At 60.2% G+C, this 23,611-nt stretch carries 16 protein-coding genes; 8 read left to right on the plus strand and 8 right to left on the minus strand.

Going from position 1 to position 23,611, the window contains the following annotated elements; genetic code table 11:
* From ACTCHC_RS02625 to secA, 3 genes are all read right to left on the minus strand, one after another.
* Positions 1–1,554 carry a substrate-binding domain-containing protein gene (locus tag ACTCHC_RS02625; protein ID WP_463020897.1) on the minus strand — a complete coding sequence of 518 codons (1,554 nt, stop codon included), beginning with the start codon at positions 1,552–1,554 and terminating at the stop codon, positions 1–3.
* Between the two features lie 17 nt (positions 1,555–1,571).
* The gene (locus ACTCHC_RS02630; protein ID WP_463020898.1) at positions 1,572–2,639 is read right to left on the minus strand and encodes a hypothetical protein; all 1,068 of its coding nucleotides are present in this window, start codon (positions 2,637–2,639) and stop codon (positions 1,572–1,574) included.
* A 213-nt stretch (positions 2,640–2,852) separates the two neighbouring features.
* On the minus strand, positions 2,853–5,543 hold the full coding sequence (secA, locus tag ACTCHC_RS02635) for a preprotein translocase subunit SecA (RefSeq protein ID WP_463020899.1): 2,691 nt from the start codon (positions 5,541–5,543) through the stop codon (positions 2,853–2,855).
* 187 nt (positions 5,544–5,730) lie between these two features.
* On the opposite strand from secA, the gene ACTCHC_RS02640 reads away from it, so the two are divergent.
* Genes ACTCHC_RS02640 through mutT form a run of 3 tightly spaced genes read left to right on the plus strand, consistent with a single transcriptional unit; the run spans position 5,731 to position 8,368 of the window.
* Positions 5,731–6,576 (plus strand): peptidylprolyl isomerase, encoded by an 846-nt coding sequence (locus ACTCHC_RS02640; RefSeq protein ID WP_463020900.1) that lies wholly within the window; start codon positions 5,731–5,733, stop codon positions 6,574–6,576.
* A 20-nt stretch (positions 6,577–6,596) separates the two neighbouring features.
* On the plus strand, positions 6,597–7,973 hold the full coding sequence (gene argJ / locus ACTCHC_RS02645) for a bifunctional glutamate N-acetyltransferase/amino-acid acetyltransferase ArgJ (protein WP_463020901.1): 1,377 nt from the start codon (positions 6,597–6,599) through the stop codon (positions 7,971–7,973).
* Entirely contained in the window at positions 7,970–8,368 is a 399-nt protein-coding gene (gene mutT, locus ACTCHC_RS02650; RefSeq protein ID WP_463020902.1) for an 8-oxo-dGTP diphosphatase MutT, read from the plus strand. Before argJ ends, mutT begins: the two co-directional genes overlap by 4 nt.
* Before the next feature lie 386 nt (positions 8,369–8,754).
* On the opposite strand, the gene infB is transcribed toward mutT, so the two are convergent.
* Genes infB through rimP form a run of 4 tightly spaced genes read right to left on the minus strand, consistent with a single transcriptional unit; the run spans position 8,755 to position 14,103 of the window.
* Entirely contained in the window at positions 8,755–11,259 is a 2,505-nt protein-coding gene (infB, locus tag ACTCHC_RS02655; RefSeq protein ID WP_463020903.1) for a translation initiation factor IF-2, read from the minus strand.
* Entirely contained in the window at positions 11,256–11,888 is a 633-nt protein-coding gene (locus ACTCHC_RS02660) for an RNA-binding protein (RefSeq protein WP_463020904.1), read from the minus strand. The genes infB and ACTCHC_RS02660 overlap by 4 nt, the downstream gene beginning before the upstream one ends.
* 20 nt (positions 11,889–11,908) lie before the next feature.
* Positions 11,909–13,519: a transcription termination factor NusA gene (gene nusA / locus ACTCHC_RS02665; protein WP_463020905.1), complete on the minus strand. Its 1,611-nt coding sequence runs from the start codon at positions 13,517–13,519 to the stop codon at positions 11,909–11,911.
* Between the two features lie 2 nt (positions 13,520–13,521).
* Positions 13,522–14,103 (minus strand): ribosome maturation factor RimP, encoded by a 582-nt coding sequence (gene rimP, locus ACTCHC_RS02670; RefSeq protein WP_463020906.1) that lies wholly within the window; start codon positions 14,101–14,103, stop codon positions 13,522–13,524.
* Between the two features lie 266 nt (positions 14,104–14,369).
* On the opposite strand from rimP, the gene ACTCHC_RS02675 reads away from it, so the two are divergent.
* The 5 genes from ACTCHC_RS02675 (at position 14,370) to ACTCHC_RS02695 (ending at position 22,733) form a co-directional block, all read left to right on the plus strand.
* Positions 14,370–14,633 (plus strand): spike base protein, RCAP_Rcc01079 family, encoded by a 264-nt coding sequence (locus ACTCHC_RS02675; protein WP_463020907.1) that lies wholly within the window; start codon positions 14,370–14,372, stop codon positions 14,631–14,633.
* A gap of 151 nt (positions 14,634–14,784) precedes the next feature.
* Positions 14,785–16,197 (plus strand): oligosaccharide flippase family protein, encoded by a 1,413-nt coding sequence (locus tag ACTCHC_RS02680; protein WP_463020908.1) that lies wholly within the window; start codon positions 14,785–14,787, stop codon positions 16,195–16,197.
* Between the two features lie 16 nt (positions 16,198–16,213).
* Positions 16,214–17,131 (plus strand): hypothetical protein, encoded by a 918-nt coding sequence (locus ACTCHC_RS02685; RefSeq protein WP_463020909.1) that lies wholly within the window; start codon positions 16,214–16,216, stop codon positions 17,129–17,131.
* Between the two features lie 83 nt (positions 17,132–17,214).
* Positions 17,215–19,002 (plus strand): autotransporter assembly complex protein TamA, encoded by a 1,788-nt coding sequence (locus ACTCHC_RS02690; protein WP_463020910.1) that lies wholly within the window; start codon positions 17,215–17,217, stop codon positions 19,000–19,002.
* 11 nt (positions 19,003–19,013) lie between these two features.
* Positions 19,014–22,733, plus strand: a complete 3,720-nt coding sequence (locus tag ACTCHC_RS02695) for a translocation/assembly module TamB domain-containing protein (protein ID WP_463020911.1) — start codon at positions 19,014–19,016, stop codon at positions 22,731–22,733.
* On the opposite strand, the gene rfbA is transcribed toward ACTCHC_RS02695, so the two are convergent.
* Entirely contained in the window at positions 22,730–23,608 is an 879-nt protein-coding gene (gene rfbA / locus ACTCHC_RS02700) for a glucose-1-phosphate thymidylyltransferase RfbA (protein WP_463020912.1), read from the minus strand. The genes ACTCHC_RS02695 and rfbA overlap by 4 nt on opposite strands.
* Positions 23,609–23,611: the final 3 nt, after the last annotated feature.

Raw genomic sequence — 23,611 nt, forward strand, 5'->3', positions numbered from 1 at the left:
CTATTCGCGCAGCCAGATCTCGACCCGCCGGTTGACGCTGCGCCCCCATGCCGTGTCGTCGCAGGCCAGTGGCATGGTTTCGCCAAAGGCCTCGGCCCGCATGTGGATGCGCGAAAAGTCGGCCGTTGGCGCGGCCTTTCGCACCGCCTGCAGAACCGCACTGGCGCGCTCGCCGGCGATTCGCTGATTGACTTGCCAATTGCCCGCCCCATCGCTGAAACCCGCAAAGATGATATCGCGGTCGTTCAGCTCCCCCCGCTCAAGCGCACGCGCGAAAGTGGTGACTAGCGCGGCGGATTGCATGTCCAGATCGGATAATCCGCCCTGAAACCGAAAGGTGGTTGTCAGACGGCTTGCGTCTTTCAGCGCATCAGAGACCCTTTGCAATTCGACCAACGAAATTTCGGCACCCGCCGCGCCGATTGCATTCACGAACCGCAGGCCCTGATCGCCGGTTGTGATCTCTTCACGGCCGACATCCACGTATCCCGCCCGCCGGATGATCTGATGCGCCTGTCTGCTGGCCAGAAATGACATGAACTCGCGGGCAAATAATGGCAGGCGACCCGGTGCGCTATAGAGAAACATCGGGATGACGAAGGGATAATCTTCAGTCTTTATGGTGCGCGCCGTCAGTGAAAGGACCATGCCGCAATTGTCCAGCAATTGCACAGGCACCGTATTTCCCATTTCAGAGAATCGCGCGACCCCCAGACCGGCCGGATCGACAGCCACAGCATCAACCAGATCGGCGTCCGATTCCCGGATAACCGACAACGTGCTAAAGGCCAAGCCTGACGGCGCAAGCAACAGATCATGCACCGCCTGTTGCAACCCCGAGCCGGAATCGCGCGCGTAAAGTATGATCGGCGTGCCGTTCTCATCCCAATTGCGGATCTCGCCGGAAAGAATACCCGCCAGTTGATCGACCGCCATTTGCCGCACCGGGTTCCCGCGCGCCACGACAGGCACCAGCGCATCCAGTGCGACAACATGCAGGCGCGCAGGATCTGTAAGGTCGCCCAGCCCGGCATCGCGGCCCAGCGCGATCTCCGAGGGGCGCAGGGCGCGGGTGGCCATCGCGATATCGGCTTCGGCCGCCAGAAGATCGGCAAAGCCCTGATCGGTGGAATTGACGTGAAAGACAATGCGCGCCAGATCCCGCCCCGCCACCGGATCGAATACCCGATAGGTGAAATCATCGGCGGATATGATGCTGCGCTGCACAGCCAGACCACGGCGGGCGGCAAAAGCCTCCAGCAGCAGGGGCATAAGCACATCGCCCAACCCCGGCGCACCGGACAGGGTGAACCGGGCGACATAGGCCTCCATGTCCGGGCAACCTGTTCCCGAACAGACGACCCCCTGACCATCAAGCACGAGGGGGCCATACACGCTGTCGATGCGATAGAATTCACCGTCATAGGATGTCAGCGTGCCGGAAAGTTTCACCTTTCCGTCACGCGACGTAAGGGTGACATCCTGCGCGAATACCGGGGCACAACACAAAGTTAGCGCGGCTAGAATTGCCGCGCCGAAAAGATACCTGATCATGGTCAAACTGCTTTACGTCAGTTGCCCGCGATCTTTAGGTCCCGGAGGATATTTTTCAACACCAGAAATTCCCCAACCGCATCGCAGGCGGGAACAGATACCGAAATTTCGACGGCCTGTATGCCACCTTCTGCGCCAGGCTGCAGTGTCTCGCCCGCGATTTCGCGGCCGCAATTTTGCGGGGTAATTTCGGTTTCGACATTCAGCCGCACGACGCCGCTGGCCGGCAGATCGCCGCGTGGAAAGCTATAGACCTCGGCCATTCGTGGGGGCAGCACTGTTGCGTCCCCAAGCGCGGTCATGAAGCCACCCTTGTCGGCGCTTGCGGGCTCTCGCGGGGCTTGGGCCCAGACATGGCCGCTGCTGCCGAACTTGGCGCCGAACTCATAGGCATGCAGATGCATCCCTGTGTCGCCCCGCCACTGAAGCGCGACCCGCTCATAATTTGCGGCCTCGGGCACGGCGGTTGTTGCCACCAGCATCTTGTTGTCTTCGAACTGCGCGATAAAGGTCGCGCGCACTGCCAAGGCAGGAACCGACAGCGAGAGCGCGCCCGTGTTGGTGGTCTGGGCGGTGAAAACCAGCCGTTCATGTGATATTTCGACCCGGCTGTCGGGGCGACAGGGGGTGTTCAGGATCAGGTGCACCATCCCGCCGGGGGCAGGAACCGCCTTCAGATCGATGGTGCAGGGCAAACCGTATTGGTTCAATTCCTGCGCGTTATATTCAGGTGCTGGATATCCGCGTTCCAGTTTTGCCAGCCGGTCGGCCAAGATTTTTGGATCGCTGTCCTGGCCACCCAGATGCGGGCTGACATTCGGGAATTCGGGCAAGGTTACCGAATAGGCCGCATTCTGCAACATCGCGCCGATATCCGAAGGCGCGGCCAGCGGTGTGACGCTGTCAAAGCTGAACCCGCGCCGGGCAAAGGCCAGGTTGGTCGAAGGTGCTGTCGCGGGCACCGTTGCAGGTGCTGCTACATGCTGGCGAAGTGTCGATCGGCCCGATGTCTGCACCGCATGACCTGCGCCAATGGCGATAACCATTGTTGCGCCAATGGTCAGATATGTTTTGTACGACTGCACGACGGCCCCTTTCCATCTTTCGTCATCCATTCTTAGCTGATGAAATGGGCAAATGATTGTTCAGAAGGGGAATTGTTGCGCCAATATGAACACTGCGCAGAGCACATATCTGGGCGGATCGCCCGCACAAGACACTAGATCAGGCAAGGCAGGGCACAATTAAGGCAAAACTGCCGAAATTGTGCCCTCTCTGTAAATATCGCCCCGGGCGTGTCAGGCCAGACGACCATGGCAATGTTTGAATTTCTTGCCAGATCCGCAGGGGCAGGGGTCATTGCGGCCCGGATTACCCCATGACGACGGGTCGGATTCATCGAAACCGGGTGCCAGCGGTTCTGGCGCGTTCTCTGCCGTGTCTGCCGGGGCCTGCAGTGCCTGCTGTTGGGCGGCCATCTGTTGCAACAGCGCGGCCTGTTCTTCGGCAGAAAGCGGCCTGATCTGGCCCAGCTTCTGGCTGACATCGGCCCGAAGCGCGTTCAGCAACCCTTCGAACAGGGCAAAGGCTTCGGTCTTGTATTCGTTCAGCGGGTCGCGCTGGGCATAGCCGCGAAACCCCACGACTGACCGAAGATGTTCCAGGGTCAGAAGATGCTCGCGCCATTTGGTGTCGATGGTCTGCAACAATACCTGCTTTTCGATATTGCGCATGTTTTCCGGGCCGAACTGGGCGGCCTTGGCTGCCATGGCCTCGTCCGATGCCTTTTCCAGACGCTCACGGATTGCGTCGTCGTCAACGCCTTCTTCGGCGACCCATTGGCTCACCGGGGCATTGATGTTCAGTTTTTCCAGAACGGCGGCTTGCAGACCTTCGCCGTTCCACTGGTCGGCATAGGTCTTTGGCGGAATGAACTCTTCCACCAGGTCTTCAATGACCTGATGCCGCATATCCTGAACGATTTCTGACAGGTCGGCGGCTTCCATGATTTCGCGACGCTGGCCAAAGATCACCTTGCGTTGGTCATTCATCACATCGTCGAATTTCAGCAACTGCTTGCGGATATCAAAGTTGCGCCCTTCGACCTTGGCCTGCGCCTTTTCCAGTGACTTGTTGACCCAAGGGTGGGTGATCGCCTCGCCTTCCTTCATGCCAAGGGTGGACAGAACCTTGTCCAGCCGCTCCGAGCCGAAAATGCGCATCAGGTCATCTTCCAGCGACAGAAAGAACGACGATTTGCCCGGATCGCCCTGACGGCCCGAACGGCCGCGCAGCTGGTTGTCGATCCGGCGGCTTTCGTGCCGCTCCGTGGCCAGAACGAACAGACCCCCCGCGGCCAGAACCTTGGCCTTTTCATCGGCATGCTCTGCCTCGATCCGGGCGCGCACTTCGTCGGGATGGGCCTGCGGATCGGCGGCAAGCGCCTCCATGACCTTCATTTCGACATTACCGCCAAGCTGAATGTCGGTTCCGCGCCCAGCCATGTTGGTGGCAATTGTCACCGCGCCCGACCGGCCCGCATCGGCCACGATCTGGGCTTCCTGTTCATGGTGCCGTGCATTCAGCACGTTATGCGCCACGCCTGCCTGTTTCAGCATGTTCGACAGCAATTCGGATTTTTCGATCGAGGTCGTCCCCACCAGGATAGGCTGACCCGCCGCATGGGCCTTTTGAATGGTCTCCACGATGGCCGCGTATTTTTCAGCGGCCGTGCGGAACACCTGGTCATGTTCGTCAACCCGGGCGACAGGGCGGTTCGTGGGCACCTCGACCACGCCAAGGCCGTAAATTTCGGCGAATTCATCGGCTTCGGTCAGGGCGGTGCCGGTCATCCCGGCCAGTTTGTCATAGAGGCGGAAGTAATTCTGAAAGGTGACCGATGCCAGCGTCACGTTTTCCGGCTGGATGGTGACGCCCTCTTTGGCCTCGATCGCCTGATGCAGCCCATCCGACAGGCGCCGACCGGCCATCATGCGGCCGGTGAATTCGTCGATCAGCATCACCTCACCGTTTCTGACGATGTAATCCTTGTCCTTGTTGAACAGCCGATGCGCCTTGAGCGCCTGCTGCGCGTGATGCACGATGGTCGTGCTTTCGGGATCGTACAGTGATTGTCCTTCGGGCAGAATGCCGCGGCGGGACAATTCGCCTTCCATGAATTCGTTGCCTTCTTCGGTAAAGGTCACGTTGCGCAGCTTTTCGTCGATATTGAAATGCTCGGCCGTCAACAGCGGGATGACATCGTTCAGCGTGACATAAAGTTCTGAACGGTCCTGGCTGGGGCCGGAAATGATCAGCGGTGTGCGCGCCTCGTCGATCAGGATGCTGTCCACCTCGTCGACGATGGCAAAGTTGTGATCGCGCTGCGACATATGTGACAGCTCGGCGCGCATATTGTCGCGCAGATAGTCAAAGCCGAGTTCATTATTGGTGGCATAGGTGACATCGGCACCATATGCAGCCTTCTTCTCGGCCTCGGGCTGTTGGGGATAGACGACGCCACAGGTCATGCCAAGCTGGGCGTAAACCTTGCCCATCCATTCGGCATCGCGCTTGGCCAGATAGTCGTTGACCGTGACGATATGCACGCCCTTGCCGGTCAGCGCGTTCAGATAGGCCGGAAAGGTGGCGACCAGGGTCTTGCCTTCGCCTGTCTTCATTTCGGCGATATTGCCCTGATGCAGGAAGATGCCGCCCATCAACTGCACATCGAAGGCCCGCAGGCCCAACGCGCGCTTGGCGGCTTCGCGGCAATTGGCAAAGGCCTCTGGCAGCAGGTCGTTCAGGCTTTCACCATTTTGCGCCCGCTGGGCCAGTTCCTTGGTCTTGTCCTTGATCCCCTCGTCGCTGAGCGCCGAAATCTCGGCCTCTAGCGCGTTGATCTGTTCCACAATCGGCCGGATGGATTTTACCTTGCGATCATTCGGTGTGCCAAAAACCTTTTTGGCGATTGTTCCGATGCCCAGCATGTTTTCTCCGCCTGGATGTGTCTTTTTCGGGATCGTGCAAGAGCATGCCTTGTCCGCACCGTCGCCTGCGCATAGTTAGGGGCAAGAAACAGGGCAGTCCTGCACTTTCGGACCTTGCTGGGATGTAAGGGCCAGCCCAATGAGTGTCAACGTCGCCTTACCGCGCGGCCGAAATGGAGTTGCCCCGATGCCTGAATTCATGAAATCCGCGATGGTGTTTGTTCTTGCGATGGGTCTTGGCGGCGCCGTGCAGGCGCAGGAACCCTCTGCCGATACCGTCGTTGCCACCGTCGGCAGCGATACCATCACCCTTGGGCACATGATCGTGATGGCATCCCAGTTGCCGCAGGAATATCAGTCGCTGCCCGATGATGTCTTGTATAGCGCGATACTTGAGCAACTGGTTCGCCAGGCCGCCGTGGCACAATCGGGTGACGGGGTTCTTTCGAAAAGCGATAACCTGACCATTGAAAACCAGAAGCGGTCATTGCTGGCTGGCGCAGCGCTGGACAAGGCCTTGTCGGAATCCGTGACCGAAGATGCGGTCAAGGCCGCCTATGACGAACAATATGGCAATGCCGAGCCTGTTACGGAATACAATGCCGCGCATATCCTGCTGGCCAGCGAGGACGACGCAAAAGCCGTCAAGGCAGAACTGGACGCAGGTGCCGATTTCGCAACGCTCGCCAAGGAAAAATCCACCGGGCCCTCGGGCCCTTCGGGTGGTGAATTGGGCTGGTTCAGCAAGGGCATGATGGTGCCCGAGTTTGAAGCGGCGGTTGTGGCCCTGACGCCTGGTCAGATATCTGATCCGATCCAGACGCAATTCGGCTGGCATGTCATCAAACTGGCCGAAACCCGCGAACAACCCAAGCCCACCCTTGATGAGATGCGTGAAGAAATCCGGTCCGGTCTGGAACAGGCTGCGGCCGAATCGGCAATCGCCGAACTGACTGGTAAAGTAGAGGTTGTGCGCCCCGAAACAGAGATTGACCCGGCCCAGCTGCGTAATATTGAATTGCTGAAACGCTGAGCGCGACATTGGGGACAGTCATGGCCAAGGCAAAATCGAAACCCAAGACAAAATCGACGGGTTCTGAAAAGGATGAAGTCACGCAGTTGAAGCAGAAGCTGGCCAAGCTTCGCAAAAAGCTGAAATCGGTCGAACAGGCCTCTGTAAAGCCCGCCCAAACGGGGGTGTCGCCATTGGCACCTGCGGGGGGCATGCCCGATTTACCCGTCATAGAGGGTGTTGAATTCGCCAGTGCCGCCGCCGGTGTGAAATACAAGGGGCGGGTTGATGTCATGTTGGCGCGCCTTGCGCCGGGCAGCCAGATCGCCGGTGTGTTTACCCGTTCGTCCACGCGCGCAGCGCCCGTTCTGGATTGCGAGGCCAAGATCACGAGGCCCGATGGCGGTGCCGGAGCGGCGATTATCGTGAATGCCGGTAATTCGAACGCGTTCACCGGGGCAGGCGGCCAGAAGGCCGTTTCGGCGATCACCGCGGCGGTTGCGGCTGCAACAGGGGTGCCGCAGGAACGGGTGTTTTCATCCTCGACCGGCGTTATCGGCCAGCCACTGCCGTTCGAGCGAATCACAGCCGTTCTGGACGATCTGACAGCCCGCTTGGACGCAGGCGCGATGGCCGACGCCGCCCGTGCCATCATGACGACGGATACGTTCCCCAAGGCCGCCAGCGCCGTCATTGAACTGGAGGGCGAACCCGTAACCATCGCGGGCATCGCCAAAGGGTCCGGCATGATCGCCCCTGATATGGCAACAATGCTGGTCTATATCTTTACAGACGCCAAGATCGGGCGGGCCGCGCTGCAAAAGATGCTGTCGCGACTGACGGATGAAACATTCAACGCGATCACTGTCGATGGCGATACCTCGACATCCGACACGCTGCTGCTGGCCGCAACCGGAAAATCCCGCGCGCCCGAGATCACAGATATGCGCAGCCGCGCGGCCAGGGATTTCGCCCAGGCGCTGCGCGGGGTGATGCTGGATCTGGCTCATCAGGTGGTCAAGGACGGAGAGGGCGCGACCAAATTCATCGCTGTCGAAGTAACCGGCGCCGCAAATGATGCTGACGCCCGCAAGGTTGCCATGTCGATCGCCAATTCGCCGCTGGTCAAGACCGCCGTTGCCGGCGAAGATCCTAATTGGGGCCGTGTCGTGATGGCGGTCGGCAAATCGGGGGCGCAGGCCGATCGCGATCTGTTGTCGGTCCGGTTCGGCGATATCCTGGTGGCGGAAAAAGGCTGGGTTTCACCCGATTACACCGAGGAAGCCGGGGCCGCCTATATGAAGCAATCCGAATTGACCATCGGCGCGGATCTGGGCCTGGGCAAGGGGCGGGCAACCGTCTGGACCTGTGACCTGACCCATCGCTATATCGAGATCAACGCCGATTACCGGTCGTGAAGCTGGTTCTTGTTTCCGCCGTCGCTCTGATTGATGCTGAAGGGCGCATTCTGCTGACCCAGCGCCCGCCGGGTAAATCCATGGCGGGGCTGTGGGAATTTCCCGGCGGCAAGATCGAACCCGGTGAAACCCCCGAAACTGCCCTGATCCGTGAGCTGGAAGAGGAACTGGGCATAAACACCTGGGCCAGTTGCCTTGCGCCGCTGTGTTTCGCCAGCCACGGATATGCAGATTTTCATCTGCTCATGCCAGTTTTTGCCTGCCGAAAGTGGCAGGGCATTCCCATTCCCCGCGAAGGTCAAAATCTGAAATGGGTGCGCGCGCGCGATCTGAGCAACTATCCCATGCCGCCAGCTGATTTGCCGCTGATTCCAATTCTGAGGGATTGGCTTTAGGTCGTTTGCAATACGGAAACAGGAAAAACCCTGGAATCGGGCCTATTTGCCTAGGCATATCAATTTTTTGCACAACATTTGTGCTATATTTGTGAAACGGGCACGAAATTTAGAGTGTTTTTTAATTTTTTTCGGGTATTGTTTCTAAACCGCTGGCTAATCTGGGGAGTAGGCATGCTGAGAACAATATCAATGGGCAGTTGTGTGTCTGTGCAGGGCGCATTTGTGCGTAAACTTGCAAACGGCAATATTCAGGTCCGCGTAGGTGAGCGCGTATTTGAAGGCCGTCCGGTCGGCAAAACAGCCGCCTGATACGAAGAAACGCCATCACTCACATGTAAAAAGGACGGTCATAAAGACCGTCCTTTTTTATTTTGGCGCCGTGGTCAGGCCAGTTTTCGCTCGATCTCTTCCCGGGTGAAGATCTCGATAACATCGCCGGGGCGGATATCGTCATAGTTTTCAAATGCCATACCGCATTCCTGACCAGACTGAACCTCGGCAACTTCGTCCTTGAACCGTTTGAGTGTCTTGAGCGTGCCTTCATGCACCACAACGCTGTCACGCAGCAGCCGCACGCCAGCCGACCGACGGGCAACGCCTTCGGTCACCAGGCAACCGGCGACCTTGCCCACACCGGAAACCTTGAACACTTCCTTGATCTGGGCATAGCCAATAAAGGTTTCGCGAATTTCGGCCGACAGCAGCCCCGAAGCCGCAGCTTTGATATCGTCGACCAGATCGTAGATGACCGAATAATAACGGATCTCCACACCTTTCTGGTTCGCCGCCTGACGCGCAGGCGCATTGGCACGCACGTTGAAACCGATGATCGGTGCGCCCGACGCCTCGGCCAGGCCGACATCCGTTTCGGTGATCGCGCCAACCCCGGCATGCAGGATACGCACGCGCACCTCTTCGTTGCCGATCTTCTCCATCGCCTGAACGATGGCTTCGGCCGAGCCCTGAACATCGGCTTTTACCAGTACAGGCAATTCGGCGATATTCTTGTCTTCCTTTGCCTTCGCCATCAGCTGTTCCAGCGTCGTGGCGGCACCGGCAGCGGCACGTTTTTCCTTGGCCGCTTTTTCACGATACTCGGCAATCTCGCGTGCCTGTGCTTCGGTCTCGACCACGTTCAGAACGTCGCCGGCCTCGGGCGTGCCATTCAGGCCCAGAACCTCGACCGGAACCGAAGGGCCGGCTTCGGCCACCCGTTCTCCCTTGTCATTGATCAACGCGCGGACCTTGCCCCATTGTTCGCCGACAACGAAGATGTCACCTTGGCGCAACGTGCCGTTGTGAATCAAAACCGTGGCCACGGGGCCGCGTCCGACATCCAGCTGTGCCTCGATCACGGCGCCCTGCGCGGCGCGATCCGGGTTGGCCTTGAGCTCCAGCAATTCGGCCTGCAAAGCGATGGCTTCCAGCAGATCGTCCAGCCCTTTGCCGGTTTTCGCAGATACTTCGACATCCTGCACATCGCCCGACATCGCCTCGACGACGACCTCGTGTTGCAACAGATCGGTGCGCACCTTTTGCGGATTGGCCTCGGGCTTGTCGCATTTGTTGATCGCAACGATCATCGGCACCTTGGCGGCCTTGGCGTGGTTGATCGCCTCTATTGTCTGAGGCATGACCGCGTCATCCGCCGCCACGACCAGCACCACGATATCGGTCACCTGCGCGCCGCGTGCCCGCATCGACGTAAAGGCCGCGTGACCCGGGGTATCCAGGAATGTCAGAACCGCACCGGTATCGGTGGTAACCTGATAGGCCCCGATATGCTGCGTGATGCCGCCAGCTTCGCCAGCAACAACCTTGGCATTGCGGATGGCGTCCAGCAAGGATGTCTTGCCGTGGTCGACATGGCCCATGATCGTGATGACGGGCGGGCGCGGCTGCAGATCTTCAGCCTTGTCATCGACCTGATCGATGACCTGTTCCACATCCGCGTCGGAAACCCGGACGATCTTGTGCCCGAACTCTTCGATAATCAATTCGGCGGTATCGGCGTCGATCGGCTGGTTCTGCGTGACCATCATGCCCATTTTCATGAGCGACTTGACAACATCCGACACCCGCTCGGCCATCCGGTTGGCCAGTTCCTGAACCACGATGGTTTCAGGAACCTGAACATCGCGCACGACTTTTTCGCGGCTGTCGCCACCACCCATCGCCTTTAGGCGCATCCGTTCCTGTTTGCGCTTCATCGCTGCCAGCGAACGCTGACGCCCGCCTTCGCCACCGGTCAGTGCCTGGTTGACGGTCAGCTTGCCCGCGCGGCGGCTGTCATCCTCACGGGTCTTGGCCTTGGCGGGGCGGTCATCGCGAACATCGCGTTCGCGGTCAACCTTTCTGGGGGCTGGCTTGGCGCCGCCCCGAGTGTCCGAATCCTCGACAGGGCCGGGTCCTGCCGCGGCCTTGGGTTCGGTCGCCTTTTGCTCGGCGCGTTTTTCCGATGCCAGTTTGGCAAGCCGCTCGCGCTCTTCCTCTTCGGCCTTGGCGCGCAGGCGCTCTTCGCGTTCCTGTTCCTCGCGCTCTTTGGCCTCGATTTCCTCGCGGCGGCGCTGGCGATCTTCTTCGCGCTGCTTTTCTTCCTCGGCACGGCGGGTTTCATCTTCGGCCTCGCGGGCCTTGGCCATTTGCAAGGCCTTCAGGCGGCGCTCCATCTCGGCGTCGCTGATCCCGGCGGGGCGCTTGGACGGATCGCCAAGATGGGGCGATCCTGCGGTCGGTTTTCCGGCATCGGGTTTGGGAACGATAACGCGCTTGCGCTTCGTCTCGACCACGACATTCTTGGTCCGCCCATGGCTAAAGCTTTGCTTTACCTGGCCAGACCGCGGACCGCCGCGCAAACCCAGAGTATTCTTGCCGTCACTATCGCTCATGTGGTCTTAACACCCTTTCCAGAGGCTTTGCCTGCGTCCGCTTTGCGCACACCTGAAAGCCTGGTCGCATCCTCTACAACACGCCGTGTGAGTCCGCCAGCCGCAAGCGCGCCATGTATCACATGTTCGCGCCCGAAAGCCAAACCCAATTCCGACGCGGTCAGACAGCCAATAAAGACTGACGTATCCGATGGCAGGCGCAGCTTGGTCTTGCCGCGCTCTGACCCGTCGCTGGCCTGTATCAACACAATGGCATCGCCATTGGTAAGCCAGCCTTTTACCTTTTCATACCCGGCGACCGCAATGCCCGCCTTGCGCGCAAGCGATATGCCATCGACCACCCGTTTGGCCAGCCCGGCCTCGACCTGATCGAACAGGTCGTCGGGAACGGTCACGGGCTGTTTCGCGCTGCGGGCGAACAATTTTTTGCGGATCGCGGTATCCAGCGCAGCCCGGTTGGCGGCCACCCATATACCGCGACCGGGCAGTTTGCCAAGCAGATCAGGCACGATCGTGCCATTCGGACCGACGACAAACCGGATCAGGCCGCCTTTTGGCTGAACTTCTCCGGTGGCGATGCAGCGCCGTTCCGAATCGTCCTGATTAAGTGTTTGTCCACCGCGGCCCAAGGCGCGTTTCCAGGGCCCGGTTAGGCCCCGGCCTCCGTTTCTTCGAGTTGCTCTTCTTCATCGGCCTGCAATTCGGTCGGATCGACCCAGCCAAGCTGAATACGCGCCGTCATGACCAGGTTTTGTGCCTCTTCCAGGCTGACGTCGAATTTCTCAAGTACGCCTTCGTCCTTGACGCGCTCGCCGTTCACGGTGGTCCAGCCACCGGCCAGTTCCCAATCGGCGCAGGTCGCGAAATCTTCCAGTGTTTTCACATCATCCAGCGCCAGCGCCTCGATCATCTGCGGGGTCAGGCCTTCGAAATTGACCAGACTGTCCTCAACGCCCAGTTCGCGCGCATGTTCCAGCGCCTTGCGGTTGGCGGCCTCCAGGTTGTCGCGGGCGCGCGCCTGCAATTCCGCGGCGGTCGCCTCATCCACACCTTCGATGACCAGCAACTCGTCCAGATCGACATAAGCGACCTCTTCCAGCGAGGTGAACCCCTCCGAAACCAGCAGCTGGGCAAAGAATTCGTCCAGATCCAGCGCCTCCATGAACATGTTGGTGCGCTCGGTGAATTCGGCCTGACGCCGTTCCGATTCTTCGGATTCGGTCATGATATCAATATCCAGACCGGTCAGTTGCGACGCCAGCCGCACGTTCTGACCGCGCCGGCCGATGGCCAGCGAAAGCTGTTCATCGGGCACGACCACCTCGATCTTGCCGGCTTCTTCGTCGATCACGACCTTGGATACTTCGGCCGGCTGCAGCGCGTTGACCAGGAAAGTCGCCTGATCCTCGTTCCAGGGAATGATGTCGATCTTTTCACCCTGCAATTCGTTCACGACCGCCTGAACGCGGCTGCCGCGCATCCCCACGCAGGCACCGACCGGGTCGATGCTGTTATCATAGGAAATGACGGCGATCTTGGCGCGGCTGCCCGGATCGCGGGCCACGGCCTTGATCTCGATTATACCGTCATAGATTTCCGGCACTTCCATCTTGAACAGTTCGGCCATGAACTGCGGGTCGGTGCGCGACAGGAAGATCTGCGGACCGCGGGCTTCGCGCCGGACATCCTTGATATAGACGCGAACCCGGTCATTCGGGCGATAGCTTTCGCGACCGATCTTTTCATTGCGGCGCAAGATTGCCTCGCCCCGGCCGATATCGACGATGACGTTGCCATATTCCTCGCGCTTGACCTGGCCGTTGATGATCGTGCCGACACGGTCCTTGAATTCTTCGTACTGGCGGTCGCGCTCGGCCTCGCGGACTTTTTGCAGGATCACCTGCTTGGCCGATTGTGCCGCGATGCGACCCATTTCAACCGGCGGCACCTCGTCGCGAATTTCATCGCCGATCTGCGGATTTTCCAGATAAGGCTTGGCCTGTTCGACGGTCAGTTGCGCCTGATAGTTTTCCAACTCGTCATCGGCGACCACAGTGCGCACGCGGGTAAAGGCCGCCCGCCCTGTCTTGCGGTCGATCTTGACGCGGATATCCATTTCCGCGCCATAGCGTGACTTGGCCGCACGGGCGAGGGATTCTTCCATCGCCTCGACCACCAGTTCGGGGTCGATCATCTTTTCGCGCGCCACCGCCTCGGCGGTTTGCAGCAGTTCCAACTGGTTAGCAGAGGTAATCGCCATTCTCATTCCTCCTCGGAAGCGGTGTCTTCGTCTTCTGTTTCGATGTCGTCATACAGGTCTTCGTCCACGATCCCGGCCGCTTTGCGCTGGCGCAGCATCTCGCGGATCAGTTCATCCGTCAGCACCAGCTTTGCATCGCTCAGCCAGTCGAATTTCAGCCCGATGGTTCCTTCGTCGATGGCGATAAGCACTTCGTCGCCCTCGGTGCCGGCAAGCTGCCCCTTGAAGCGGCGGCGTCCGTCGATCATTTCGGAGGTTTCGATCTTGGCCTCATAGCCCTCCCAGGTATCGAAATCCTTGAGCCGCGTCAGCGGTCGGTCGATCCCGGGGCTTGAAACCTCTAATGTATAATTGTCTTCGATCGGGTCTTCGACATCCATCAGGGCCGAAACCGCCGTAGAGATCCGGGCACAATCATCAACCTCGATCCCGCCTTCGGGGCGTTCGGCCATGATTTGCAAGGTGGGCACCTTGCCCCCCATCAGCCGGATGCGCACCAGTTCAAACCCCATGCCCTCGATCAGGGGCTGAAGAATCTCGGCAAGTCGCCGGTCGATGGCTGCTTTGGCAATCAGGTCGTTCATCGGTGGTCCAGAAACAAAAAAACGGGCGCGCGGCCCGTTCAAAACTGTCCGGTGGAGGTTTGGGGGTGGAGACCAAACCGCCGCTGTTGGCATGCATATACGCTGCCTGATCCGAGTCTGCAAGGGCTGCTTCCAGCCGCAGGGTGACATCTGTTGTTGCGCAATATGCAGAGACGGCGTGCGCAGGGTTAGGACCGTGACAACCCCCGACTCCTAAGGATTTGGGCCAAGAGAATTCACACTGGTCCAACAAGGAGCGCAACACGATGTCAAACGATGCATATGATGGCCATACCCACGGCCTGCAAAGCCCCGCCCTGCGGGTCGAGGAAATCATCCCCGACGATATCACCGAACTGGCCCATGTGACGCGCGCCATCAACGTGGCAAATGCAGGCACGCTGCGGATTGAAACGCTTTCAGGCGACGTGACCGATATTTTCATCGCGGCCGGAATGGCCTTTCCGATTCGGGTCGTCCGGGTTCTTGCCACCGGCACCACGGCAACCGGCATAAGAGGCTTGTCCTGACCCAGGACCGATGCGCCCCGGCCCGCTTTTCAAGGCGGTCGGGCGCGCGATGTTGATCAATCCGGCACCGGGCGCGGCGATAGGCTGAAACACGCAACAATCGCTGAAAAGCCCTTGACCCTATTGGGAAAGCCGCCAATGGATTGCGGCCATGATCAAGTCGGTATTTCTGCTGGTTTCGGGCAATGCATTCAGCGCGCTGATGCAACTGGTCCGGAATTTGCTGGTCGCGCGGCTGGTCAGCGTCGAAAACTATGGGATCGCCGCGACATTCGCGATCACCATGGCCGTCATCGAAATGATGTCGCAACTGGGCCTGCAACAGCTGATCGTGCAGGACAAGGATGGCAACAACCCCCAGCTGCAGGCCGGGTTGCAGGGATTCCAGGCCCTGCGGGGGGTTTTGGGCGCGGTGATTCAGTTCGCGCTGGCCTATCCCTTGGCCTGGTTTCTTGGCGTGGAAGAGATTGCCTGGGCGTTTCAGGCCATGGCGCTGGTGCCGCTGACGCGGGGTTTCCTGCATTTCGATGTTTTCCGTGTGCAGCGGCAGATGAACTATGTGCCGCATGTTCTGACCATGTCCGTGCCGGCAATTCTTTCGGTGGTTGTAATCTGGCCGCTGGACCGGCTGTTCAACGATTACCGCGTCATGCTGTATTCGATTCTGTTTCAGGCTTTTCTGACCCTTCTGATGTCGCATCTGGTGGCCCAAAGCCGCTATCGCATGATATTCGACAGAAAGACGATGACCCGCGGCCTCAGCTTTGGCTGGCCGCTGCTGGTCAATGGGCTGCTGCTGTTCGGGGTCTTTCACGGCGAAAAGCTGGTTGTGGGTCGCGAACTGGGTGTCGAGACGCTGGCCTTGTTCGCCATGGGCTTTACCCTGACCCTGACGCCGACACTGGTTCTGTCCCGCGCAATCCAGTCCTTCTTCCTGCCACAGCTTTCGGCCGCACAGGATGACCGCGAAAGATTTTCCCTGCTGGGTGCCGCAACGGTCGAGGTCAATCTGCTGAACGGTCTGATCGTCTGCGGCGGTGTGATGCTGTTGGGGCCGCCCTTGATCCGTAATGTTCTGGGTCAGGCTTATGAGGGGCTGGTGCCGCTGCTGGTCTGGCTGACCATCCTGCACGCGATACGGGTATTCAAGACCGGCTCTTCCATTATCGCGCTGGCGGTCGGGCGCACGGATAATGCCATGTGGGCCAATCTGTGCCGCGTGCTGTCGATCCCTATTTCCTGGTATGCAGCGGCAAACAGTCATGGTCTGATGACGGTGATCTTCATCGCCACTGGGGCCGAAATTCTGGGTTACATAATCGGCATGGGCCTGCTGGGCGGGCGGATCGGGTTCCCGCTGTCGCGCATCGTGGCCAGCTCTGTGGCCAGTTTCGGCTTTCTGGGCGCCCTGGCGGCCTATGGCTGGACCGTTCAGTTCGCGCAGTCGCCACTGATCGCGCCGCACTGGATACTGGGGCTGGCCTGTGTCATGTTCATCATATCAGTGGGGGTGATGACTTCGTTGCGCCGATACATTCTATCGCGATCGGTAAACGGATTCTGAACCGAAAGACGCGCCCATGACCGCGCCCATCCTGTTTCATGTCGGCTATCACAAAACGGCCACGTCATGGATGCAACACCACCTGTTCAAGCCCTCGAACGGCTATGTCCCCCTGGCAGGTCATGCCGAGGTTGACGCGCACATCACCCGCCCGCATGGGCTGACCTTCGATCCAGACATCTTTGCCGGGTTGATTGCCCCGCAGATGGCACAGATACCCTGCGGCGGGGTGGGGGTGGTGTCATCTGAAATCCTGTCGGGAAACGCCTTTTTCGGTGGTCACGAAAGCGATGTATTTGCGCAGCGGCTGAAAACGATCGCTCCGGCTGCAAAGATCCTGATCTCGATCAGGTCACAACTGCGCATTCTGCCCTCGGTCTATATGCAATATCTGCTGCGCGGGGGCACGATGCCTTATGATCGTTTCTTTCAGGGGCAGTCCGAGTGGGGATATCTGGCCTTTTCGCCCGTGCATTTCGAATATGACCGGCTGATCGCCCATTACCAGCGGCTGTTCGGCCCCGAAAATGTTTATGTCCTTACTCAGGAAAGCCTGCGACAGGGCCGCGATACCGCTCTGAGCAATCTTGCAGCGTTTTGCGGCAATCGTCTGTTTCGCGGTCTTGCCGCCAACAGCGCGGCAACCTATTTTCAAAGCTATCCCGAATATGCCGCGCCGGTCTTGCGGCGGCTGAACCATTTTCAAACCGGCCCGATGAACCCCCGGCCCGTTCTGGCGCTGGGTGCGGAAAGGCGGCTGGCCTATCGCGCGGTCGGATACACGCTGCGCCGCGCACCTTTTCCCGTTCTGTTGTCGGGTCGCAAACCCGTCAGCGCCTATGTCGAACAGGTATTTGCCGACCGTTTTCGCGACAGCAACCGCCGACTGGCCGCACTGGCGACCCATCCGCTGGATCTGCAAGAATACCCCTGAATCGATTGCTCGCCTTTTTGTTTCTTTCGGGAACCGGGGGTGAGTGCTAGGGGTTGGAAAGTGGCAATCCGCAGAAGGCTCCCATGCGCCGCATAGCAAATTCATTGATGATATTCGTCGTGGCCATCGCCTGCGGCGGGTCTGTCTATGCGACCGAAGTCAGGCTCGACACACCCGGCGCCTCAAAAGATCTGCGCAAGATGTTGCAATCGGCCTCGCTGGTGTTTTCAGCCGCCGGAACCGATACCGCGACCGCACAAGATCTATTCGCTGCGGCGCGTGCTGAATATGGCAACCTGATCGGCATCCTTTATGCACAGGGCTATTACGGGCCTGTCATCAATATTATGATCGACGGGCAAGAGGCCGCTTCGGTCGCGCCCTATGCAGCCCCTCCGCGCATCGACACCATCGTCATCGCCGTCAACCCCGGGGCAGAGTTCCGGTTTTCGCAGGCCCGCGTGACACCGCTGGCACCTCAGACATTGCTGCCTGAAAGTTTCGCGCCCGGCCAGATTGCCCGCAGCACCATCATAGCCGACGCAGCCCGCGCAGGTATCAATGGATGGCGCGCGCAAGGATATGCCAAGGCCCGAACCGCCGGGCAGAAAATCGTTGCCGATCACAGGGCCAACAGCCTGGCGGCCGATATCAGCCTGACCCCGGGCCGCCGACTGACATTCGGCGATTTGCGCATTTCCGGCCAAAGCCGCGTGCGGCCGGAACGGATACTGGCGATTGCCGGGTTGCCGACGGGGTCGGTCTTCGACCCCGACGAAATCGAGCGCGCCACCACCCGGTTGCGCCGCAGCGGCGCGTTCCGGTCCGTGGCGATGACCGAAGCAGAAAGCGCGAATGCCGATGGCAGTCTCGACATCACGGCGGTTCTGACTGACGAAAAGAAACGCCGCCTGGGATTTGGTATCGAGATCGATTCGCTCGAAGGGCTGACGGTGTCGGGCTATTGGCTGCATCGCAACCTGCTGCGCGGGGCTGAACGTCTGCGCATTGATGGCAAGATCAGCGGGCTGGGTGGCGGCACCGGCGGCGAGGATTACACACTGGGCGTCAGTTTCGCGCGCCCCGCGACCTTTACCGCCAATACCACGCTGCTGTTGATGACCGAATTGGAACGCCTGGACGAGCCAAGCTATTTCGAGGACAGGTTCAGCTTTGGCATCGGTCTGCGCCGCACCGTCAATGATGACCTGACGCTTGGCGCTGGCATAACGTTCAGCAGGTCTGTCGTGCAGGATCCGCTGGGCAATCGCAGCTTTACCAACCTGCTGTTTCCCGTAACCGGAACCCTTGATCTGCGTGATGACCCGCTGAACGCAAGGGCAGGCGAATATCTGGATGCCACTGTCACACCCTTTGTGGGGCTGGCGGGCACCGCATCAGGTTTGCGGCTGACGGCGGACGGGCGGGCCTATCGTGGGTTCGGGGCGCAGGATCGTGTTGTTTTCGCCGGTCGTGTTCAGATGGGCAGTGTCTTTGGCGCAGGTTTGGGATCGGTGCCGCCCGATATGCTGTTCTTTTCGGGGGGCGGCGGCACGGTGCGAGGGCAACCCTATCAATCGCTTGGGGTGAACCTGCCCACCGGCACAATCGGCGGGCGCGGGTTTTTCGGTCTTTCGGCTGAAATGCGGGTTGGCGTGACCGCCAATATCGCTGTCGTCGGTTTTGCCGATGCAGGGCTGATCGGCGACAAGGCGCTGCCTTTCGATGGCGGCACGTGGCATTCGGGTGCCGGGCTTGGCTTGCGCTATGACACCGGCATCGGGCCGATCCGGCTGGATGTTGCGGCCCCGGTCAGCGGCAATACCGGCAACGGCGTTCAGGTCTATATCGGTATCGGGCAAGCATTCTGATGCGGATTTTGATGATCATAGCCCTGCTGATCTGCGCGATGCCGGTGCACGCCCAGCAGAATGATCGCGGCATCTTGCAACGATTTCTCGAAGACAGACTGTCCAGCGCCGGACGCACCGTGACGATTCAGGGATTTTCCGGCGCCCTGTCATCGCAGGCCAATGTGGAACTGATCAGTATCGCCGATGCGCAAGGCGTGTGGATCACGCTGCGTAACGTTCGCCTTGACTGGTCGCGCGCCGCACTTCTGGCAGGGCGCTTGGAGGTCAATGAACTGTCGGCTGAACAGGTCGATCTGCCCCGCATGCCCATGGCCGCGAACAACATGCCAAATGCCGAAGCGCAGGTATTTCAACTGCCCGAACTGCCGGTGTCGATCAATATCGGCACGATCGCCATTGCAGAACTGGTTCTGGGCCAGCCTGTCATTGGCACGGCGGCCAGCCTCAGCCTCGATGGCAGCCTGTCGCTTGCGGGTGGGGCCGGGAACGCGGCGCTGCAAATCCGGCGCATTGACGGGCAAAGGGGCGATGTGACGCTGGATGCGGCCTATGCCAATGACACACAGCAGCTTCGCTTGAACCTGGATCTGACCGAAGGGCCGGATGGCATTGCCGCAAACCTGCTAAGACTGCCCGACAGGCCGGCGCTGTCGCTGCGGGTGCGGGGGGATGCGCCCCTGTCGGACTTCACGGCCGATATTGCGCTGTCATCCGATGGAACCGACCGGTTCGCAGGGCAGGTCAGGCTGACGGCCGACACCACACAAGCCGGCGTGACGCGCGGATTTTCGGCCAATCTGGGGGGCGATATCGCGCCGCTGTTCGCCCCGCGCCTGCGACCATTCTTCGGGCCTGAAATGCGGCTTTCGGTGTCTGGCACCCGCAACGCGGATGGCAGCCTTGACCTGCCCTTGGTCGCGCTGTCCTCGACGGCGTTGAACCTGCGCGGCAGCCTGCAATTGGCGGCGGGCGGATTGCCGCAAAAATTCGATCTGCAGGGGCGTATCGCTGGCGATGGGCCGGTGTTGTTGCCGGTATCGGGGCCGGATACCTATGTTGATTCGGTCGAGATATCCGCCGCCTATGATGCCGCGCAGGGTGATGGATGGACCGCACGCCTGACCGCCGAAGAATTCATCCGTGGCGGTTACCGCCTGTCGCGCGCGTTGTTATCGGGCAGCGGCACCATTGCTCCGGTGCAACCGGGGCGGATCACTGCCAATATCGGTGCCGAAATCACCGGGCTCGTGCTGGAAGACGCGGCCCTTTCGGCGGCGCTGGGCACTGATCTGCGCGCGGGCGCGGTGCTTGAATGGCAGGACCGCAACCCGATCACCGTTTCGGCGCTCAGCATCACGGGTGCGGGCCTTGCCATGTCGGGGCAGGGCACGATTGACGGCATTGCCAAAGGTGTGCCGATTGACGGCCGGTTGCGGCTGACAAGCGATGATATCTCGCGGTTTTCAGGTCTTGCAGGGCGGCCTTTGGCAGGGGCCGCGCGAATGGATCTGCAGGGATCAGGCACGCTGCTGGGCGGGGCCTTCGATCTGGAACTGGACGCGCTGACGCGTGATCTGGCGGTGGGCATTGCGCAGATCGACCCGCTTTTGACAGGCGAAAGCCGGCTGAACATGCGCGCGCGGCGCGACCAGGCTGGCACGGTGCTGGATTTGCTGGCGCTGGATAATGACGCCGCGCGCCTGCGTGCAACCGGCAGCATCAGCAGCGAAGCGGGCGATCTGACCCTGAGCGCACGGCTGGCCGATCTTGCCACGGCACTGGAAGGCATCAGCGGCCCCGCCAATCTGGATCTCAGCGTGAACTGGCTCAAGGACCAACCTGTTCAGATCGACACCCTGACACTGACGGCGGGCGATGATCGCCTTCAGGCGCAGGGTACGCTGGATCTCGACGATCCTGCGCGACCTCTTGTCGGGTCGGCCACACTTAAGGCGGGCGATTTGTCGCGCTTTGCTGAAATTGCCAAACGCCGACTGCGCGGCGCAATTGAGATGACCGCCCGTGGCAGCGTCCAGTTGCAGGGGCAAGGTTTCGATCTGGATGTGGTGGCATCGGGCGGCGACCTGACCTTTGGGCTGGGCGACTTCGACAGGCTGCTTTCGGGCAAGACAGATCTGTCCGCCTCGGCATCGCGCAGCGGCGGCCTGATCCGCATCGGGCATCTTGATCTGACCACCCCACAAGGCAGCGCACAGGTGCAGGGCGCCCCAGATGGCAGTGGCGCGCTGAATATACGGGCAAACCTGCGAAACCTGGGCGTGATCGTGCCTGATTTTCCCGGACCGGCCACGGTCAGCGGCACCGCCACACCGGATGGCGACAACTGGGTGCTGGATATCGACGCAACCGGGCCGGGCGGCACCACCGGCCGGATAGAAGGCCGCATGTCGGGTAACGGACAGGATGCCGATCTTGGGTTGTCAGGCAGCGCGCCGCTGGGGCTGGCCAACAGCTTCATTGCGCCGCGCAGCATTCAGGGCACGGCGCGCTATGATCTGCGCCTGAACGGCAAGCCGGGGCTGGCGGCGCTGTCCGGAACGGTTTCAACTGCTGATGCGCGTGTTGCTGCGCCGACATTGGGCCTGGCGCTGCAAGGCTTGCGCGCGGATATCCGGCTGGCCGACAGCCAGGCCGATATCACGGCGGCCGGATCGGTCGTGGGGGGCGGCACTGTGGACATGCGTGGCCAGATCGGCCTGACTGCGCCGAATAACGCATCGTTGCAGATTACGCTGGGCTCGATTGTTCTGCGTGATCCCGAACTGTTTCAGACCACGGCCAGCGGCACGGTTCAGGTTCAGGGCCCCCTGGGCGGTGGCGGTATGGTGCGCGGCGGTATCGACCTGGGCCGAACTGAAGTTCTGATTCCCTCAACAATTGGCGGTGCGCGCGGTGCGATCCCGGAGTCGTTGAGGCACCTGAACGAACCCGGCGCTTCGCGGGCCACCCGGCAGCGTGCCGGAATGACAGATGGCCCCGGCGGCGCCGGAGCATCTGCCACCGCCCGGCAGGCGCTTGGGATCGACCTGCTGATCCGCGCGCCAAACCAGATTTTCGTGCGCGGCCGCGGTCTGGATGCCGAACTTGGCGGCCAGTTGCGCCTGACGGGCAGCACTGCAAATATCATTCCCATCGGCCAGTTCGACCTGATCCGCGGGCGGTTGGATATCCTGGGCAAACGACTGACCATGCAAGAGGGCCAGATCAGCCTGCAAGGTGCGTTCGATCCCTATATCCGGCTGGTCGCCGCGACACAGGCCGACGATACTCAGGTGCAGGTCGTTACCGAAGGCTCCATCTCTGCGCCTGATGTCAGCTTTCTGTCGCAACCCGAATTGCCGCAAGACGAAATTCTGGCCCGCCTTCTGTTTGGGCGTGGCATCGAAACCCTGTCTGCCGTGCAGGCCGCACAACTGGCCAACGCGGTTGCGACACTGGCCGGTCGCAATGACGATGGTCTGCTGACCAGGCTGCGGCAGGATTTCGGACTGGATGATTTCGATGTCACCACCGACGATGAAGGCAATGCTGCGGTCAGCGCGGGCAAGTATCTTTCACGGAATGTCTATACCGACGTGACAATCGATTCGACTGGCAAAAGCGAAATTCATCTCAATCTGGATGTCTCGCCCATGGTCACGCTGAAAGGGTCGCTCGACAGCGAAGGCAATACCGGTGTGGGCGCATTTTATGAACGTGATTACTAGGGCAGGTTGCGCAGATAGCGGCCGTAATCGTTCTTCTGAAATTTTTCGGCCCGCGCGATCAGCTTGTCGCGGCTGATCCAGCCTTGCAGATAGGCGATCTCGTCCGGGCTGCCGGTTTGCAGGCCCTGGCGCTGTTCAAGTGTGCGCACGAAATTCCCGGCATCCAGCAAGGAACCATGCGTGCCTGTATCCAGCCAGGCATATCCGCGGCCCATGCGCTGAACGGTCAACTGCCCCTGCGTCAGATACATCTCCAACAATGTGGTGATCTCCAGCTCGCCCCGGTCTGACGGTTTTACCTGACGCGCCTTTTCGGGCGCGCTTCCGTCAAGGAAATACAGCCCCGTCACGGCATAGTTCGACGGCGGAACCTTGGGTTTTTCGATGATCGCCCGGGCCCGCCCTTCCGTGTCGAAATCGACCACGCCGTATCGTTCAGGATCTGCCACCCGATAACCGAAAACCGTGCCGCCCACGGGCTGTGCATCTGCGGCAGTCAGCATTTCCGGCAATCCATGCCCGAAAAATATGTTATCGCCCAAAACCATGGCCGAGGGCGCGCCATCCAGAAACTCTTCGGCCAGAATATAGGCCTGCGCCAGCCCGTCGGGTGATGGCTGGGTGATATAGGTGAAACTGATCCCCCATTGCGACCCGTCCCCCAGCAGCCGGCGGAACTGATCCTGATCGGCGGGGGTCGTGATGACAGCGATTTCGCGGATCCCGCCCAGCATAAGAACAGACAGCGGATAATAGATCATCGGCTTGTCATAAACCGGCAAAAGCTGTTTCGACACCGACAGGGTGATCGGATAAAGCCGCGTCCCCGATCCGCCGGCCAATATGATGCCCTTGCGCTGTTTTGTCTGTGTCATCTG

This window comes from Actibacterium sp. (assembly GCF_055134745.1).